We start from the raw sequence: 17,503 nt of genomic DNA, 5'->3' as shown, positions 1-17,503 counted from the left end.
TAACAAGCCTAATTCTGGTACAAATTTTACCCTTCTTTTGAGATTTCAAAAGAACATAGAATCAATTAAAAAAAGACAATGATGATGAACACGACAAGATTACTAGTACTACTATTAAGTGTTTCCTGTATTGGCTACAGCCAAAAAAAGGGAGCAAAAAACACTGCCAAAATCAAACCAAAAGCCGAATTTGTAGCCGATTTAATTTCCCAAATGACGTTGGATGAAAAAATTGGTCAGCTAAACCTTCCGACTTCAGGAGACATTACCACAGGAGCTTCTAGTAGTACGAATGTGGGTAAAAATATTGAAGAGGGTAAAGTAGGTGGTTTATTCAACATCAAATCGGCTAAAAAAATTAGAGAAGTTCAAAAAATAGCCGTTGAAAAAAGCCGTCTTAAAATTCCGTTGTTATTCGGGATGGACGTGATTCACGGATATGAATCCACTTTCCCAATTCCATTAGGATTATCAAGCACTTGGGACATGGAATTGATCAAAAGAAGTGCACAAATCGCTGCTCAAGAAGCCAGCGCCGATGGTATCAACTGGACGTTCTCACCTATGGTAGATGTTTCGAGAGATGCTAGATGGGGAAGAGTTTCTGAAGGTTCAGGAGAAGACCCATATTTGGGTTCACTAATCGCTGAGGCCATGGTTAAAGGGTATCAAGGCGATGATTTGACCAAAAACAATACGATCTTGGCCTGTGTAAAACACTTTGCCTTGTATGGCGCTCCAGAAGCAGGACGAGATTACAACACAGTTGACATGAGTAAAATCAGAATGTACAACGAATATTTTGCCCCTTACAAAGCAGCTATCGACGCAGGTGTAGGATCAGTAATGGCCTCATTTAACGAAGTAGACGGTGTTCCAGCTACCGGGAACAAATGGTTAATGACCGATGTATTGAGAAAACAATGGGGTTTCAAAGGATTTGTAGTAACGGATTTTACAGGAATTCCTGAAATGATCGATCACGGTATGGGCGATTTGCAAACCGTTTCGGCTTTGGCCTTGAATGCAGGAGTAGAAATGGACATGGTAGGAGAAGGTTTCTTGAAAACCCTAAAAAAATCTGTGGATGAAAAAAAGGTAACCATCGCACAAATCGACAACGCCGTTCGATTGATGTTGGAAGCCAAATATGACCTTGGGTTATTCCACGACCCTTACAAATATTGCGATGAAAAACGTGCTAAAAACGAAATTTTCACTACAGCAAATCGTAATGAAGCCAGAACTACAGCAGCGCAATCTTTAGTATTGCTAAAAAACCAAGGACAACTATTGCCTTTGAAAAAATCAAGTACGATTGCTTTAATCGGACCTTTGGCAGATGCTAAAGAAAATATGTCGGGTACTTGGAGTGTGGCTACACGCTTTGAAAAATCCATTTCATTACTTTCAGGTATGCAAACCGTGGCAGGAAAAAACGCCAATATCTTGTACGCTAAAGGAAGTAACTTAGAATACGACGCTGCTTTGGAAGAAAAAGCGACCATGTTTGGAAAAACATTACACAGAGACCACCGTACCGATAAAGAATTATTAGACGAAGCATTAAAAATTGCCAACCAATCAGATGTGATTGTGGCGGCGCTTGGAGAATCTGCGGAGTACAGCGGAGAATCAAGTAGCCGTACGAATCTTGAAATTCCTCAAGTACAAAAGGATTTATTGGCTGCTTTATTAAAAACAGGAAAACCAGTAGTTTTGGTGCTTTTCAACGGAAGACCTTTGGTTTTGGTAGATGAAAATGAAAAAGTACCTGCTATTTTGAATGCTTGGTTTGCGGGTAGTGAAGCAGGATTAGCGATCGCTGATGTGTTGTTTGGCGACGTGAATCCTTCTGGAAAATTAACCGCTACTTTCCCAAGAAGTATCGGGCAAGTGCCCATTTATTATAACGCAAAAAATACGGGTCGCCCATTGATGAACAAAGAAGGTAAATTTGAAAAATTCCGTTCAAATTATATTGACGAGCGTAACGAGCCTTTATTTGCTTTTGGTTACGGATTGAGCTATACGACTTTCAACTATAGTAATTTGGCTATTTCTTCTACTAAAATGAAAGCCAATGAAACTGTGAAAGTTTCGGTTGATGTAACCAACACCGGAAATTACGATGGTAAAGAAGTGGTTCAGTTATACATCAGAGATATGGTAGGAAGCGTAACCAGACCGGTTAGAGAATTGAAAGATTTCAAAAAAATCAGTTTGAAAAAAGGAGAAAAACAAACCGTTACGTTTGAAATTTCAATTGAAAAATTAAAATTCTATAACTCTGATTTGGATTTTGTAGCCGAACCTGGACTTTTCGAAGTTTTTGTAGGCACCGATTCCAATGCCGAAAACAAAGTAAGTTTCGAGTTAGTAGACTAAACTAAAAACACCCTTCGATACTTATTTCGGAGGGTGTTTTTTTTACAAGCATTGGGATGATAATAAAAAAGCTCTTTGTGACTCTTTAACCCCGATAGTAGCGGCATCCTTTGTTTTTTTTTCAAGAAAAACAAAGATATAGCGGATAGCGGGTCCCATGTTTCCTGATAGGCCTTTTGTTTTTGTTCCTAAAAAACTAACACTGTCTTAACCCTTCAAATAATTTGACTACAATGATTTTATCTATAAAAAAATTAGCTGTTGCTCTTTTGCTGACCCTCTTTTTTGGTTCGGTTCAAGCGCAACAAAAAACGTATTGCAACCCCATAAATATTGATTATGGCTACTGCCCTATTCCTAACTTTGTTACCCAAGGCAAACACCGCGCTACGGCCGATCCGGTGATTACTTTTTTCAAAGGCAATTATTATTTGTTTGCCACCAATCAGTGGGGCTACTGGCACAGTAAAGACATGCTAGACTGGAAGTTTGTCTCGCGTAAATTTTTGCGTCCGGAACACAAAGTGTATGACGAACTTTGTGCGCCTTCGCTTTCGTTTGTGAACGATACGCTACTCGTGGTGGGTTCTACGCATGGGAAAGAATTCCCGATTTGGATGAGTAAAAACCCCACCAAAGACGACTGGAAAGAATTGGTGCACAAATCAGAAGCCGGCGCTTGGGATCCACAAATTTTTTGGGATAAAGAGAAAGACGAAGTCTATGAATATTATGGTTCAAGCAATGTCTATCCGTTGTATGGCGTGAAATTGAATCGTAAAACCTTTCAACCCGAAGGCGAAGTGATACCGCTTATCGCTCTCAACGAACACGAACACGGCTGGGAACGCTTTGGCGAAAACAACGACAATACCTTCATGCAACCGTTTATGGAAGGTGCGTTTATGACCAAACACAAAGGCACGTATTACTTGCAATACGGCGGGCCTGGCACCGAATTTAGCGGTTATGGCGACGGCGTGTACACTAGTAAAAATCCGTTAGGCCCGTTTGAATACCAATCGCACAACCCGTTTTCATACAAACCGGGTGGTTATGCTCGTGGCGCTGGACATGGTGCCACGTTTGAAGACGCGAACGATGCGTTTTGGCACGTTTCGACCATTGTGGTGGGTACCAAAAATAACTTCGAACGTCGATTAGGGATTTGGCCCGCGGGTATCGACAAGGATGGGATTTTGTATTCTAACACTGCTTATGGCGACTATCCTACCTTCTTGCCTGCCCAACAAAAAAGCCATGGCCAAGAAAGTTTTTCGGGTTGGATGTTGCTGAATTACAACAAACCAGTAAGTGTTTCCTCAACTTTGGGTGGCTTTCAAGCCAACAATGCGGTTAATGAAGACATCAAAACCTATTGGTCGGCCAAAACCGGTGGCAAAGGCGAATGGATAATTTCGGATTTAGGTGAAGTAAGTACCATCAACGCCGTGCAAATCAATTTTGCCGATCAAGACGCCACGCTAATGGGCAAACCCGAAACGACTTCGGGACATAAATACATCCTTTCGGTTTCTGACAATCAAAAAAACTGGAAAGTGATTGCTGATAAAAGTAAAAGTACCAAAGACGTGCCGCACGAGTACCTAGAATTCGAAAAACCAATCAAAGGCCGCTATTTGAAAATAGAAAACATAGCCATGCCAGACGGTAAATTTGCCATCAGTGGCTTCAGAGCTTTTGGAAAAGGGAACGGAAAAGCCCCTGCAATGGTCAAAAACTTCGCGCCACTGCGTTCCGGACCCAAAGTAAAAGGCGAACGCCGCAACGTGTGGTTCAAATGGGAACAAGAACCCCAAGCGGATGGTTATGTGATTTACTTCGGAAAATCGCCTGATAAATTATACGGATCTGTCATGGTGTACGGCAAAAACGAATACTATTTGAATGCCTTAGACCGCTCCGATGCGTATTATTTCCAAATCGAAGCCTTTAACAATAATGGTATCGGACCCAAAACTCCTGTGGCAAAAGTGGAGTAATACATTTTGAAATAAAGAGGTGACTAAAAGTGAAAGGTCGAAAAAATATTTGTTTTTTCGACCTTTTGATTTATGCTTGGATTTTCAAATTCGATGACTAAATGAACCTTGTTTTTTCATTAGAATCAAAAAAAAAAAACAACTGAAAAGGAGCAAATTTACATCTATACTTTTCAACTGAAAGCACATTTTTAAAGGAATAATTTTTTAGGTCTTGAAGTAATGACGTTATAAACTAGATTTTTTTAGGATGCCAGTTTTGTTTTTGCTAATTTTGATTGTCTACGGAAGTACCACACAGCGTTTTTTTTGATGCACTACCGCTGTGATAACAAACATTCCGACTTTAGTTCACACTATTTTCAGAAGAAAAAATGTTTTGAAACCTTATGCATGGACTCTCTAAATAAATAGAACAACAATTCAATAAATATAATCGTATGGAGGCTATCAGACAATTTATAGACGTAAAAGATAATGCCATTCAGGTTTCTCTACCCGAAGGATTTACGGCGCGTAGAGTAGAGGTAATCATCTTACCCTCTGAGGTTGCTGTAGAGGATGAATTGCCACAATGGCAAAAAGAGATACTCGATGCTCGACTAGACGATTATTACAAAAACCCCACAGATGTCATGGATTTTGACAAAATGATAGAGGCTATTGAAAAACGGCTGCTATGATTTATTCTATCAAGAACCGTCCGCTTGTAGAGGCTGACATCATTAATGCCATTGAATATTATAAAGAAATCAGTCCCAAACTGGCACAACACTTTTTGTTACGAGTTAAAGAGGCTAAACAACATATCGCACAGACTCCTTTTGGATTTCAAATAAAATACAATAACGTAAGGACTATTTTACTCCAACAATTTCCGTATCACATCCATTATCTGATTGATGATAACCAAAAACAAATTGTAATCTTAGCAATTATTCATTCGCACAAAGAACCTAAGGATTATTCCAATAGATAAAAAAACAAGACAATGTAGGCTGGTTTTATAGCTACAATTTTAATTGTAGAGAGTATTCGATCATCTAACTACAAATGAAATTCATCACACAGTTAAATAGTCAAGCCCTCACGCAAAGCCTGCTCAACCAGTAAAATCTACTTTCACCACCACTCCATAATCTAAGGGTGTAGCAAATGCCTCCTGTAAACGAATCTTATTTATTCTACACAAAACACTTCGAATCACTCCAGAATGCGTGACTAAAATCAGCGGTTTTTCATTGGGTTTCTCTAATTCCTCCTCCAAAAATTCCCAAACCCTTTGGTCCAAATCAATAAACGATTCGCCATTGGGCACCGCAACATTCACAAAATCATTCATCCACGGGTCCAGAACAGTTCTCGGGATGTCGTTCCAAGCCTGCAATTCCCAATCCCCAAAATGCATTTCTTTCAATCGAGGTTCTTGGGCAACTATAGGAATTCCTTTTATTTGATGAATATGCTGTGCCAAAATCGAACAGCGTTGTAGCGGACTGGTATACAAAATACCTTGCTCTGGCAATTGCTCCAAAATGGCATCAAAAATCGCATTATAAGGTGCTCGAATGCCCACATCGCTTTGCCCATAACAAATGCCTTTTTCACAAACCGTTTCGGTGTGGCGCACTAAATAAATTTCCATATCGCTAGTAAGCTTAAGTAAAAAATAACTTCACACACTTGTTGTGTTGCTCCCAAACAATCGCCCGTGTAGCCGTCAATCCATTTCTGGAAATAACGAGCCAAAAAATAACGAGCCAAAAAAACAGGCAACACTACCAACCCAATAATCAGGTGACTCGACATCAAAAACAACAGAGGTAATAGCCCGAAAAACAAGGCGCCTAGCACTTCTTTCCAAGAATATTGCTGTGCAATGGGTTTGCTTTTACTCGTAGCATCCTCCCGAGAATATTCGTGGGTAAACACAATCGAAATCGCCGCCAATCGACTCAAAGAATGCCCTGTTATGAAAACCAAGAAAAGAGTGAAGAGTGAAGCGTAATTAGTGAATAGTGAATCACTTTTGGACAAAGTAACCAAACTCATATACTTCAACAAAAAAAGCAATACCAAACCAATCGCACCATAAGCACCAATAGCGCTGTCTTTCATAATGGTCAAAATCTTAGTTTTGGTCCAACCGCCACCAAATCCGTCGCAGACATCGGCAAAACCATCCTCGTGAAAAGCGCCTGTAACCAACACACTCGCCATCATCGAAAGCACCATCCCAATCTCCGCATTCCACAACCAAGAAGCCGCGGCATACACTCCAAAAGCGATTGCCCCCACAATCCAACCAATTAATGGAAAATAACGAGACGCTTTGTTCAAATATTCCGGATTATGGTCGATATTCTTAGGACACGGAATTCGAGTGTAGAACATCAAAGCGGTAAAAAAGATGTGGAATTGTTTTTTCATTTATTATCAATCATTTTAAATCCATATTTTAAAATAAATTCATCATACTCTTCTTGAAATGTCTTCTTTTTATGATGTGTCTCTTGATTTTTAATATAATCTCTAACTTTATCGAGAACCGATTCTGACACGGAAACCGCAAAATATTCATCCTGCCATTGAAATTTTTCTTTAGTCAATTCATTTTTATTAATCCAAAAAGAAGATTCTCCTTTGATAAGCTGAATTACTTTTTGAATATTTTGGTCCACTCCTAAGGAAATCAAACAATGACAATGGTCAGAATATCCATTTATAAAATCAATAAAAATTCCTTTTTGAATGGCGTTCTCTCTGATATGATTCCAAACTTTTTGGCGTAATTCAATAGAATCTAAATACGGGATTCTGTTTTTTGTACTCCAAACACAATGAAGATAGACTTTTACAAATGGCATTCTTGTTTTTTTAGTTGTTGAAACTTGGGCTAAAGCCAATTTAGGGATTTTATTTTAATGAATGGGCTAAAGCACATTCCTATTCAAATTTTGCAATAAAATAGACACTATTTTTATTATTTCATTTTTTTGAATTGCCTACAGATTTATCTAAAACAATGTTTTTATAATTCTCTCTTTGAATTGCCTACAGATTTATCTGGAGGAATAAAATTAGCATTTGCTTCAAATGGGCTATAGCCTAAATTACAATAGTTTGGCTAAAGCCAAATGCTGAAATCATTTTAATGAATGGGCTAAAGCCCATTCCTATTCAAATTTTGCAATAAAAAAAACATTGTTTTTTATTATTTCATCTTTTTGAATTGCTTCCAAATTTATCTAAAACAATGTTTTTTTTATAATTCTCTCTTTTAATTGCCTCCAGATTTATCTGGAGGAATAAATAGCATTTGCCTCAAATGGGCTTTAGCCTAAATTACAATAGTAATTTAGGCTAAAGCCCAATGCTAAAATCATTTTAATGAATGGGCTAAAGCCCATTCCTATTCAAATTTTACAATAAAAACAAAACAGGCTAAAGCCCATTCCTATTCAAATTTTGCAATAAAACAAACACAATTTTTGATTAATTCATCTTTTGATTTGCTTCCAAATTTATCTAAAACAATGATTTTCATTATTCTCTCTTTGAATTGCCTCCAGATTTATCTGGAGGAATAAAATTAGCATTTGCCTCAAATGGCTTTAGCCAAAACAATTATTCCTTTTTGTTATTCACCCCAGCCGATTCAAAACTAGCCATCTCGTTCAAAAAAGCCACTGCTGATTGCACCAAAGGGAAAGCCAAAGCACAACCCGTTCCTTCCCCCAAGCGCAATTGAAGGTGCAACAATGCTTTTGCTCCTAGATATTCCAAGAGTTGTTGGTGTCCTTTTTCAGCCGAAGCGTGGCAAAAAACAGCATTACCCATAATAGCTGGGTTTTTCTTAAAAGCAATCAAAAAGGCTACTGTTGTAATGAATCCGTCGACTAAAATCAACATCTTATTTCGATGAGCTTCGAGTATTCCGCCAGCGATTTGCAGAATTTCGAAACCTCCAAAGTAGGCCAAAATCGAGTCTAAATCGGTAGTGCCTTTATAATTCGCAATGGCAGTTCCTAAAATTTGATGCTTGTTTTGTAGCTTTTCAGCTGTAACTCCCGTTCCTTTTCCAATGCAATCCGCTAAGGGAATTTGGGTCAAAAAATGCATTACTACCGAAGCGGTCGCTGTATTCCCAATCCCCATTTCTCCAAAACCGATGCAATTACTACCCGATTGCGCGATTTGTGACACAACAGCAGCGCCTTTCGAAAAACAAGTCGCTACTTCTAAAGAGCTCATCGCAGCGGTGTGTAAAAACGACTGCGTGCCTTTGCCAATTTTATTGTGAATCAACTTGGTGTTCGTTGGAAAATCATAATTCACTCCCGCGTCTACAATCGACAATTCAATTTGGTTTTGGGCACAAAATACATTGATTGCTGCTCCACCTTCCAGAAAATTAGTCACCATTTGTCGGGTTACTTCTTGTGGATAGGCACTTACGCCGTGATTGGCAATACCGTGGTCGGCAGCAAAAACCACCAAATGCGGTTGTTTAATTTGGGGCGAAGTAGTTTGAAACACCATCCCTATTTGGTGAGCGAGTGCTTCTAAATCTCCCAAGGCTCCTGTTGGTTTCGTTTTGTTATCGATTTTGTGTTGCAATTGGTTAGATAAAATCGCGTTGGGTTTCGTTACTTTTTCTTCGATGGAGGAAATTATAGTTTCTTTTGATTGTACCGAATCAATCGCAGTGATAGCCGGAAATGGCTCTTTTTTCTTCCAACCTAATTGTTGCAACATCGGCTGATGTTCATAATTAGAGGCGGGTTTGCCAACGCAAAAATAGCCCAAAGGCTCTATGCTTTCGGGTAATCCTAAAATGGATTTGAATTCGTGATAGTTTAGAATCGACACCCATCCCATAGAATAGCCTTGTTCAGTTAAGGATAACCAAATGTTTTGTGCCGCACAAACCGCGCTAAACTTAATCGCTTCGTTGCTCCCCACGGTTCCGATGGTAAAGTTATTCAGTACCGAACGGTCGTAAGCAATGACCAATCCCACAGGAGCTTCTTCGATGGCTTCGAGTTTTAGGGCTTGGTATTGTTGCTTTTGTTGCTCGTTATTGGTGGCATTAGCAGCTTTTTTATCATAGTCTTCAAACAAAAGTTTGATGGCTTTTTTGACTTCGGAGGAACGTATAACGTAATATCGAGTGGCATCGGTAAGTCCAACAGAAGGTGCGTAATGTCCAGCTTGTAACGCTTTTTGCAAGACGTCTTCTGGCACTTCGTCGGTGGTGAAGTGGCGGGTATCGCGACGGGATTGTATGATTTCTTGTAGTGTCATAGTCTTTGTTTTGCGTTAGGGATGGTAGTGGCATCCTTTACTGCCGGGGTTCGGCAGTAAAGATATAACGGACAGCCCGGCCCTTGTGGAAACGCCCAAAATATTGTTATTGAAACCTTTTAGTATTTTTTTTACCACATAGAAACATAGAATTTATAGTTTTTCAAAAGAAGCCAATAGACGTTTTACTATTCACATAGAAATCCTATGTGTAAAATACTAGTAATTCTATTCGTTCTTTGTCCAATTAGCTTTGACTATGCCTCTATGTGGTTATTTTTTTGTTTTATCATATTGAATTCAAACAACTGATTATTTTAAACTTCGCCTTTGATTACCATTGGGATTCCCGCTACCATAAAAACTACGGTATCGGCTTTTTGGGCGATGTATTGATTGGTCCAACCTTGCAACTCGGTGAATTTTCGACCGATGTGTGTATCTGCGTGCAAACCCATCCCGATTTCGTTCGAAACGATGATGATGGTGGTGTTGGGTTGCTGTGCGAGGGCATCGATTTCTTTCTTGGCTTGTGCCAAACACAAATCGATGTCGTTTTTGTTGTCTACAAAAAAATTGGTCAACCACAAGGTCACACAATCGATGACAGCCACACGGTTTTCGAAATTTATCTCGCTCAGAAACTTTTCTTTTTCGATGTTTTCCCAACGTTCGTCACGGTCTTTTTGGTGTCTGTCGATGCGGTTTTTAAAATCGGCATCCCATTGACGCGCTGTGGCAACATACATTGGGTTATCCGACTTTTCTTTGGCTAATTTTTCAGCAAAACCGCTCTTTCCAGAACGTTCTCCTCCAGTAATCAAGTACATCATTTGGGCTAATTTATGGCTTCATTAAAGAGCAAAGATAGTCTTTGTTGAATTTTTTAATGTTAAAAATAAACAAGAAATTTTAGTTTTTGCGTTACATTTGCTGCTATCAAAATTTGATTATGAAGACTAAAATTGTTCTTATTGCCTTAATAAGCTTGTTGCTCTCTTTGAGTGCTTGCGAGAAAAAAGGTAACACTACCCCTCTTTCTGAAACCGCTGCCATCAATAGTATTCGTTATGCTTCTGGACTTTCGATACAGAAAAACCAAGGATTTTCAGTGGTAACGGTTCGCAATGCTTGGCCTGACGCGAAACAGAACTTCACCTATGTTTTGAAAGAAAAAAACGGTATCGTTCCGGATAGTTTACAAAAATACCCGACAATCGCTGTGCCTTTGCAAAGCATAGTGGTGACCTCGACCACCAATATTCCGTTTTTGGAAATGTTGGGTGTGGAAAAAAAATTACTTGGTTTTCCGCATACCGATTATATTTCGTCTCCAAAAACACGTCAATTAATCGATGCGGGAAAAGTGAAAAACATTGGTCAAAATGAAAAACTAGACACCGAACAATTGATTGATTTAAGTCCTAATTTGATTGTGGCTTTTGGGATTGACAATTCCAATACCGCTATCACTAATCTGCAAAAAAGCGGTTTGAAAGTACTCATTCAAGCCGATTGGATGGAACAAACGCCACTAGGCAAAGCCGAATGGATTAAATTGTACGGCGCTTTGTTCGGCAAAGAAAAAGAAGCTGAAGTTTTATTTAATGACATCGTAAAAAGTTACAACGAAACACTAGCCTTGATCGCTCAAAAAAAGACAAATTCAACGGTATTGTATGGCTCAATGTACCAAGATCAATGGTTTGTGGCCAAAGGCGACAGTTGGGTGGCACAGTTTTTAAAAGATGCCAAATCTAATTATTTGTGGAGCACTACCAAAGGAACTGGAAGTTTATCGTTGCCCTTTGAAAAGATTTTGGAAAAAGCACAAAAGGCTGATTATTGGATTGCCACGGGCTCCTTTAAAAACTTAGCGGAATTGCAAAATAGCAATCCGCATTACCAACAATTTTACGCTGTGAAAAACAAAAATGTCTATACTTTTGAAAATAAACACGGAGCCACCGGTGGTACTGTTTATTATGAATTGGCAGCAAGTCGACCCGATTTGGTATTGAAAGATTATATCAAAATTTTTCATCCCGAATTACTTCCGAATTATACGTTTACCTTTGCTGAAAAATTACAATAAATTGAGGTCTTCCTATAAACACAGTATTCTTTTTATCATCTTAAGTCTAGGATTGTTTGCGCTGTTTGTGGTCAACATTTGTTATGGCTCCATCGCTATTCCTGCAAAGGAAGTTTTGAAAAGTTTATTAGGCCAAACCGCTTCCAAAGACACTTGGGAATACATTATCTTGAATTATCGATTACCGAAAGCGATTACAGCTGTATTGGTTGGTATGGGCTTATCGATGAGCGGACTGTTGATGCAAACGTTGTTTAGAAATCCAATGGCTGGTCCTTATGTATTGGGATTGAGCTCTGGTGCGAGTTTGGGTGTGGCTTTTGTGATTCTAGGTGCTGGTTTTATGCCTTCCTTTTTAATTCCCTTGTTACTTTCAAATTACGGTATTGTTTTGGCTTCGACCATTGGAAGCAGTAGCGTTTTATTACTGGTATTAATTGTATCCCAACGGTTACGAGACACTATGGCGATACTCATTATTGGTCTAATGTTTGGCAGCTTAACCTCTGCCATTGTAGGGACACTCACCTATTTTAGTTCGGCAGAGCAATTGCAGAAATTCACCTTCTGGTCGTTGGGTAGCTTAGGAAATTTATCATGGGAATCGCTGTGGATTTTGAGTGGTTGCGTGGGAATTGGGTTAGTCCTAAGTGCCTTTAGCATCAAACCGCTCAATGCTTTGCTTTTGGGTGAAAACTACGCCAAGAGTATGGGGCTCAACTACAACAGAGCGCGATTAATTATCATTTTTGCTACTAGTATACTAGCCGGAAGCATTACCGCTTTTGCTGGTCCGATTGCCTTTGTTGGATTGGCCGTTCCTCATATCGCCAAATTGACTTTCCAAACTAGTAATCATCGTATTTTGTTTTGGAGCACACTTCTTTTTGGAGCCGGCATTATGTTGGTTTGCGATATATTCACACAAGTCCCCGGCACCGAAGTGAGTCTTCCCATTAATGCGGTGACTTCTATCTTAGGAGCTCCTGTGGTGATTTGGTTATTAGTTAGAAAACAAAAAATGATGGGCTAATGGAAATGAGTGCTGTTTTAACTCAATAAAAAACATAGTTTTACAATTAATAAACTAGTTGTGTAAAATTGAAATTGCATATGAATTTTAACCACATAGGAGAGTCATAGATTAATAGCAAACAGGTAAAGAACAAATAGAAATAGTACTATTTCACACATAGAATGGCAATTTGAAGATAAAATATAAACGAAAGACTTTAAATACTGTGAAATTATATGTTTCTATATGGTTTAAAATAATTGCGACCAACTAGTTAAAATAAAAAACTCTTTTCAATACTACTTGTTTATGACTACACAGAAACAACTCAATGAACTTACATTCGAAATAATTGGAGCAGCGATTGAAGTACATAAAACAATGGGCAAGGGATTGTTAGAAAACATTTATCATCATTGTTTAATAGAAGAATTAAAAATAAGAAACATCAATTTTATTTCAGAAAAAAACATTCCTGTATTTTATAAAGAAAAAAAACTTGCTATTGATTTTAAGTGTGATTTACTTGTTGAAAATACTATTGTTATTGAATTAAAATCCGTTTCCGAAATCACACCCATTCACAAAGCTCAACTACTTACCTATATGAAGCTTTTAAATGTTCCAAAAGGAATTTTGATAAACTTTAATTGTTTTAATATCTTTAAAGAAGGACAAATGACCTTTGTTAATGAAATTTTTCACCAACTACCAAAAGACTAAATTATATTTGAACCCATTGATTTAAAATTAGAAATATAGAAGATAGTAGTATTTATCGAACATCTATGTGAAGAGTAAAACGTCTATTTGTTTCTTAAAAAACTATAAATTCTATGCTTCTATGTGGTAAAAAATCTCAGAATGTGTTACATCAAATTCGTTGTACGGATTTAAAATTTAAAAAATGGAAGAATCTATCATCCTTCAAACCGAGTCGATAAGCATTGGTTATCACAACAAAAAAGTAAGCACTCTTGTTGCTAAAGATGTTTCCATTGCGCTTAAAAAAGGAAAACTAACGGCTTTGATTGGTGCGAATGGGATTGGAAAATCGACCTTACTGAAAACCATTACGGGAATTCAAACGCCTCTTGCGGGTGATGTTTTGTTGCACGGTAAAAATATAGCAATCTACAGCGCTTCCGATTTGTCACAAGAAATGAGTTTGGTTTTGACCGAAAAATTACCTTCCAGTAATTTAACCGTATATGAATTAGTAGCATTAGGACGTCAGCCTTATACCAATTGGATTGGCTCCTTGACCGAAGAAGATAAAATTCAAGTTGAACGTGCTTTGTCACTTACTCAAATCAGTCATTTGGCCGATAAAAAACATTATCAAATTAGTGATGGGCAATTGCAAAAAGTACTCATTGCACGAGCCTTAGCTCAGGATACACCTTTGATTATTTTGGATGAGCCTACTACGCATTTGGATTTGCTACACAAAGTTTCGTTATTGAAATTACTCAAAAAACTCACCCACGAAACGGGCAAATGTATTCTTTTCTCTACTCACGATATCGATATGGCGATTCAATTGAGTGACGAAATGATTATTATGACGCCAGAAACCGTAGTGCAAGATGAACCTTGTAATTTGATTGCTAAAGGAAGTTTCAATACGCTTTTTAAAGATGAGCATATTGTTTTTGATAATGAAAAAGGGAAGTTTGTGATTACGGGTTAAGCCTCCTAACCCCAAAAAGGATAATTAAAATCTGTGTCTAAAAATTTAACCGCTAAGTTCGCAAAGATTTACGCAAGGGACGCAAAAAATTAAAACATATAAGTCATAACAGCTTTTTATGAATTGGAATGCTTATTTTGAACCATATAAGGCAAATAAGGGCATAGAAGGTTAGTTTTGAATCTTTGGGGCAAAAGTTTAAACGCTAAGAAAGCAAAAGCTATTATACAACTTCGTGTTGCTTCGTGCCTACTTTGTGTTGCTTTGTGGTAAAAAAATTTAACCGCAAAGGGCGCAAAGGGATTACGCAAGGGGCGCAAAGTCAACTAAAACATATAAGACATAACAGTTTTTTATGAATTGGAATGCTTTTTTTGAACCATATAAGGCAAATAAGGGCATATAAGTTTAGATTTGAAATCTATAACTGAAAAAATTCAAAAACAAAGATTCACAAAGAAGACACGAAGCACACTAACAATTAAATTTGCTATAAATCCGTTTTATCCTTGTAATCCGTGGCAAAAAAGTTTAACCGCTAAGTTCGCAAAGGAATTACGCAAGGGGCGCAAAGTCAACTAAAACATATAAGTCAGAACAGTTTTTTGAATTGACTGTTTATTTTGAACCATATAAGGCAAACTAGACCATATAAGGTTAGTTTTGAATCCTGTAGCTAAAAATCAAACACAAAGATCACAAAGTTGACAAAGCACACTAACAATTAATAAATCCGTGTATTCCGTGTATTCCGTGGTAAAAAATTAATCGCAAAGTAAACTAAATAACTTTGTGTTGCTTCGTGCCTACTTTTTGTTCCTTTGTGGTAAAAAATTAACCGCTAAGGACGCAAATTGTAACAGCTCATAAAAACTGAACACTAACCACTGCAAACTGCCGACTATTTTTTGTCCACTGAAAGTTGTCTTCTCGCTTCTCCTACCACAAAGGCAACGGAATTGGCAATATTAAAACTGCGAATCAGAGGCGACATAGGGATTTTTAATTGATTTTCTTTGGCGAACAAATCCAATACTTCTTGACTCAAACCCACACTTTCTTTACCAAAAACCAACCAATCTTCGTCTTGAAATTCGATATTCAAATAGGAATGCTCCGCGTGCGAACTCATTAAAAAAACTCTTGAAGTATCAGGTATTACTTTCATCCATTCGGCTACATTTTGGTATTCGGTCACATCCAAATGCACCCAATAATCCAGTCCAGAACGTTTGAGGTTTTTGTCATTAATCACAAAACCAAAAGGATGAATGAGATGCAGACGGCTTTCAGTGCCAACACATAAGCGGCCAATGTTACCAGTATTATTAGGGATTTCGGGTTCAACGAGTACAATGTTTAACATAATTGGGTTTTGAGTTTTGGAATTTGGGTTTTGGAATTTGGGTTTTGGAATTTAGGAAGTAGCTATTTCAAAACTCTTTACTTCACGTACTTCGCCTGCTTGTAAATTATTCAAATGTACACTTCCAATTCGAACGCGAACCAATCGCAAGGTGGGAAAACCAACAGCGGCAGTCATTTTGCGTACTTGACGAAATTTACCTTCACTAACTATAATCGAAGCCCACGAAGTGGGACCGTGACGTTCATCTCTAATTTTCTTGCCGCGTGGACCAAAATTAGGGATTTCATTCAAGATAAAAGCTTCGCAAGGCTTGGTTGTATATTTGGTTCCATTGAAACCAATTTCAACACCTTTTTTTATTTGCTCAATGGCTTCGGGAGTGATTAGCCCATCCACTTGCACATAATATTCTTTATCCACTTTTTTGCTTCTAATTTGCTCACTGACTTTTCCGTCTGTTGTCAACAATAGCAATCCCTCTGAATCTTCGTCTAAACGACCGATTGCCATGGTGCCTTCTGGAAAATCATAGAGTTCCCCCAACAAACGTTTTTTTCGTTTAAGTTCATAGATAAACTGACTAAGATAGCCGTAGGGTTTGTGAAGAAGGAAATGATGATGCATACTCTAGTATTGAACAACAAAGATACTTGGTTATCTTATTTTAAAAAAACTAGCCAATAAAAAGTCTTTTTTCATGCTTCTTTATCCCCATCTTATACCATTAAAAATCAATGCCATAACAAAAAATATTTTTTTTAACATATTTTAACTACCTTTATATAAGACAATTAAAAAATACCTCAATTTCTACATTTTTAAATAATTATAAACCTAAAATTATACTATTATGGACGAAATAATGGGAACTATTAAACTTTTTGCAGGAAATTTTGCGCCACGAGGATTTTATACTTGTGAAGGACAAATTTTATCAATAAGCCAAAACACAGCTTTATTTTCTATAATTGGAAATATTTATGGCGGAGATGGAAAAACTACATTTCGACTTCCTGATTTACGCGGTGCATTTCCAACACAATGTTCCAATTTTTCTGGTTCGCATCCAGGCGAAACATACTCATTAGGAGAAATTGGCGGTGCACCATCAGTAGTAGTTACTGCTAACAACATGCCTCCTCACTCTCACTCAATTATAAAAGGAGCTGGAACAAATCTTTCAGGTGGTGTAACAGTAAATACTGTTTTACAAGCGAGTACTGCAGATGGAGTATCTCCATCTGCAGCACCAAATAATGCTTTGGGAACAGCAATAGATCTTGGAGGAGCTAGCCAACCCAGTCTCTATACTAATACTCAACCAACCATCCCTTTAGCAGGATGCAGTTCAACAGTAAACAACTCCTTGAGTTTTGATCCAACAGGATTAACTTTGACTCCTTGGGGAAATGGAGTTCAAGCTCTTCCAACGGTACCGCCTTTTGTGGCTATGCAATATATAATTTGCTACATAGGTATTTATCCTTCTAGACCATAATAAATTAAAAATGGACTATTATTCAATAGTCCATTTTTTTTTATTTGAAAATAACTAAGTAGCAAGAACTTTATATTGTCATAATTATTTAAAAGAGTTTTTGCTACGCCACGAATTAATCTGTGCTAATCTTTG

The 17,503-nt window shown here is 37.8% G+C and carries 16 protein-coding genes; 9 read left to right on the top strand and 7 right to left on the bottom strand.

The annotated features are described in order from the left end of the window. Nucleotides 1-81: 81 nt before the first annotated feature. From bglX to AO58_RS0114685, 4 genes are all read left to right on the top strand, one after another. A complete protein-coding gene (bglX, locus tag AO58_RS0114700) occupies nucleotides 82-2,388 on the top strand; it encodes a beta-glucosidase BglX (protein ID WP_024982428.1) in 2,307 nt (768 codons plus the stop codon). A 233-nt stretch (nucleotides 2,389-2,621) separates the two neighbouring features. Continuing rightward, nucleotides 2,622-4,391: a family 43 glycosylhydrolase gene (locus AO58_RS0114695; RefSeq protein WP_170852017.1), complete on the top strand. Its 1,770-nt coding sequence runs from the start codon at nucleotides 2,622-2,624 to the stop codon at nucleotides 4,389-4,391. Nucleotides 4,392-4,831: 440 nt separating this feature from the next. Further along, nucleotides 4,832-5,074 (top strand): addiction module protein, encoded by a 243-nt coding sequence (locus AO58_RS0114690; RefSeq protein ID WP_024982426.1) that lies wholly within the window; start codon nucleotides 4,832-4,834, stop codon nucleotides 5,072-5,074. Beyond that, entirely contained in the window at nucleotides 5,071-5,370 is a 300-nt protein-coding gene (locus tag AO58_RS0114685; protein ID WP_051536733.1) for a type II toxin-antitoxin system RelE/ParE family toxin, read from the top strand. The genes AO58_RS0114690 and AO58_RS0114685 overlap by 4 nt, the downstream gene beginning before the upstream one ends. Before the next feature lie 123 nt (nucleotides 5,371-5,493). Here AO58_RS0114685 and cobC read toward each other — a convergent pair whose 3' ends face one another. The 5 genes from cobC to AO58_RS0114655 form a co-directional block, all read right to left on the bottom strand. Continuing rightward, complete coding sequence (gene cobC, locus AO58_RS0114680) at nucleotides 5,494-6,036, bottom strand: alpha-ribazole phosphatase (protein WP_024982424.1); 543 nt, start codon at nucleotides 6,034-6,036, stop codon at nucleotides 5,494-5,496. Continuing rightward, nucleotides 6,021-6,821, bottom strand: coding sequence for an adenosylcobinamide-GDP ribazoletransferase (locus tag AO58_RS0114675; RefSeq protein WP_024982423.1), 801 nt, complete (start codon nucleotides 6,819-6,821; stop codon nucleotides 6,021-6,023). Before AO58_RS0114675 ends, cobC begins: the two co-directional genes overlap by 16 nt. Continuing rightward, complete coding sequence (gene tnpA / locus AO58_RS0114670) at nucleotides 6,818-7,258, bottom strand: IS200/IS605 family transposase (RefSeq protein WP_024982422.1); 441 nt, start codon at nucleotides 7,256-7,258, stop codon at nucleotides 6,818-6,820. The genes AO58_RS0114675 and tnpA overlap by 4 nt, the downstream gene beginning before the upstream one ends. A 760-nt stretch (nucleotides 7,259-8,018) precedes the next feature. Continuing rightward, complete coding sequence (gene cobT / locus AO58_RS0114660) at nucleotides 8,019-9,698, bottom strand: nicotinate-nucleotide--dimethylbenzimidazole phosphoribosyltransferase (RefSeq protein WP_024982421.1); 1,680 nt, start codon at nucleotides 9,696-9,698, stop codon at nucleotides 8,019-8,021. Nucleotides 9,699-10,015: 317 nt separating this feature from the next. Continuing rightward, nucleotides 10,016-10,531, bottom strand: a complete 516-nt coding sequence (locus AO58_RS0114655; RefSeq protein WP_024982420.1) for a bifunctional adenosylcobinamide kinase/adenosylcobinamide-phosphate guanylyltransferase — start codon at nucleotides 10,529-10,531, stop codon at nucleotides 10,016-10,018. Between the two features lie 119 nt (nucleotides 10,532-10,650). On the opposite strand from AO58_RS0114655, the gene AO58_RS0114650 reads away from it, so the two are divergent. The 4 genes from AO58_RS0114650 to AO58_RS0114635 all read left to right on the top strand — a co-directional run bounded on the left by AO58_RS0114650 (nucleotide 10,651) and on the right by AO58_RS0114635 (nucleotide 14,501). Further along, nucleotides 10,651-11,793: an ABC transporter substrate-binding protein gene (locus tag AO58_RS0114650; RefSeq protein WP_024982419.1), complete on the top strand. Its 1,143-nt coding sequence runs from the start codon at nucleotides 10,651-10,653 to the stop codon at nucleotides 11,791-11,793. Nucleotide 11,794: 1 nt separating this feature from the next. After that, nucleotides 11,795-12,826, top strand: coding sequence for a FecCD family ABC transporter permease (locus AO58_RS0114645; RefSeq protein ID WP_024982418.1), 1,032 nt, complete (start codon nucleotides 11,795-11,797; stop codon nucleotides 12,824-12,826). Nucleotides 12,827-13,117: 291 nt separating this feature from the next. Further along, nucleotides 13,118-13,531 (top strand): GxxExxY protein, encoded by a 414-nt coding sequence (locus AO58_RS0114640; RefSeq protein ID WP_024982417.1) that lies wholly within the window; start codon nucleotides 13,118-13,120, stop codon nucleotides 13,529-13,531. A gap of 184 nt (nucleotides 13,532-13,715) precedes the next feature. Continuing rightward, a complete protein-coding gene (locus AO58_RS0114635; RefSeq protein ID WP_024982416.1) occupies nucleotides 13,716-14,501 on the top strand; it encodes an ABC transporter ATP-binding protein in 786 nt (261 codons plus the stop codon). 901 nt (nucleotides 14,502-15,402) lie between these two features. Here the strand turns inward: AO58_RS0114635 and AO58_RS0114630 are convergent. Further along, complete coding sequence (locus tag AO58_RS0114630) at nucleotides 15,403-15,867, bottom strand: tRNA (cytidine(34)-2'-O)-methyltransferase (RefSeq protein ID WP_024982415.1); 465 nt, start codon at nucleotides 15,865-15,867, stop codon at nucleotides 15,403-15,405. A 51-nt stretch (nucleotides 15,868-15,918) separates the two neighbouring features. Then, complete coding sequence (locus AO58_RS0114625; protein ID WP_024982414.1) at nucleotides 15,919-16,494, bottom strand: pseudouridine synthase; 576 nt, start codon at nucleotides 16,492-16,494, stop codon at nucleotides 15,919-15,921. 226 nt (nucleotides 16,495-16,720) lie between these two features. Here AO58_RS0114625 and AO58_RS0114620 point away from each other — a divergent pair, with 226 nt between their 5' ends. Next, a complete protein-coding gene (locus AO58_RS0114620; RefSeq protein ID WP_024982413.1) occupies nucleotides 16,721-17,368 on the top strand; it encodes a phage tail protein in 648 nt (215 codons plus the stop codon). The last annotated feature ends 135 nt before the right edge of the window (nucleotides 17,369-17,503 follow it).

The sequence above is a fragment of the Flavobacterium succinicans LMG 10402 genome (genome assembly GCF_000611675.1).
Taxonomy (GTDB): domain Bacteria; phylum Bacteroidota; class Bacteroidia; order Flavobacteriales; family Flavobacteriaceae; genus Flavobacterium; species Flavobacterium succinicans.
The sequence above is the reverse complement of the archived record's forward strand: the minus strand, read 5'-3'. Positions and strand labels throughout refer to the sequence as shown.

Coding starts and splice junctions, on each gene's coding strand:
- bglX (WP_024982428.1), top strand. CDS start 82: ATGATGAACACGACAAGATTACTAGTACTACTATTAAGTGTTTCCTGT.
- AO58_RS0114695 (WP_170852017.1), top strand. CDS start 2,622: ATGATTTTATCTATAAAAAAATTAGCTGTTGCTCTTTTGCTGACCCTC.
- AO58_RS0114690 (WP_024982426.1), top strand. CDS start 4,832: ATGGAGGCTATCAGACAATTTATAGACGTAAAAGATAATGCCATTCAG.
- AO58_RS0114685 (WP_051536733.1), top strand. CDS start 5,071: ATGATTTATTCTATCAAGAACCGTCCGCTTGTAGAGGCTGACATCATT.
- cobC (WP_024982424.1), bottom strand. CDS start 6,036: ATGGAAATTTATTTAGTGCGCCACACCGAAACGGTTTGTGAAAAAGGC.
- AO58_RS0114675 (WP_024982423.1), bottom strand. CDS start 6,821: ATGAAAAAACAATTCCACATCTTTTTTACCGCTTTGATGTTCTACACT.
- tnpA (WP_024982422.1), bottom strand. CDS start 7,258: ATGCCATTTGTAAAAGTCTATCTTCATTGTGTTTGGAGTACAAAAAAC.
- cobT (WP_024982421.1), bottom strand. CDS start 9,698: ATGACACTACAAGAAATCATACAATCCCGTCGCGATACCCGCCACTTC.
- AO58_RS0114655 (WP_024982420.1), bottom strand. CDS start 10,531: ATGATGTACTTGATTACTGGAGGAGAACGTTCTGGAAAGAGCGGTTTT.
- AO58_RS0114650 (WP_024982419.1), top strand. CDS start 10,651: ATGAAGACTAAAATTGTTCTTATTGCCTTAATAAGCTTGTTGCTCTCT.
- AO58_RS0114640 (WP_024982417.1), top strand. CDS start 13,118: ATGACTACACAGAAACAACTCAATGAACTTACATTCGAAATAATTGGA.
- AO58_RS0114635 (WP_024982416.1), top strand. CDS start 13,716: ATGGAAGAATCTATCATCCTTCAAACCGAGTCGATAAGCATTGGTTAT.
- AO58_RS0114630 (WP_024982415.1), bottom strand. CDS start 15,867: ATGTTAAACATTGTACTCGTTGAACCCGAAATCCCTAATAATACTGGT.
- AO58_RS0114625 (WP_024982414.1), bottom strand. CDS start 16,494: ATGCATCATCATTTCCTTCTTCACAAACCCTACGGCTATCTTAGTCAG.
- AO58_RS0114620 (WP_024982413.1), top strand. CDS start 16,721: ATGGACGAAATAATGGGAACTATTAAACTTTTTGCAGGAAATTTTGCG.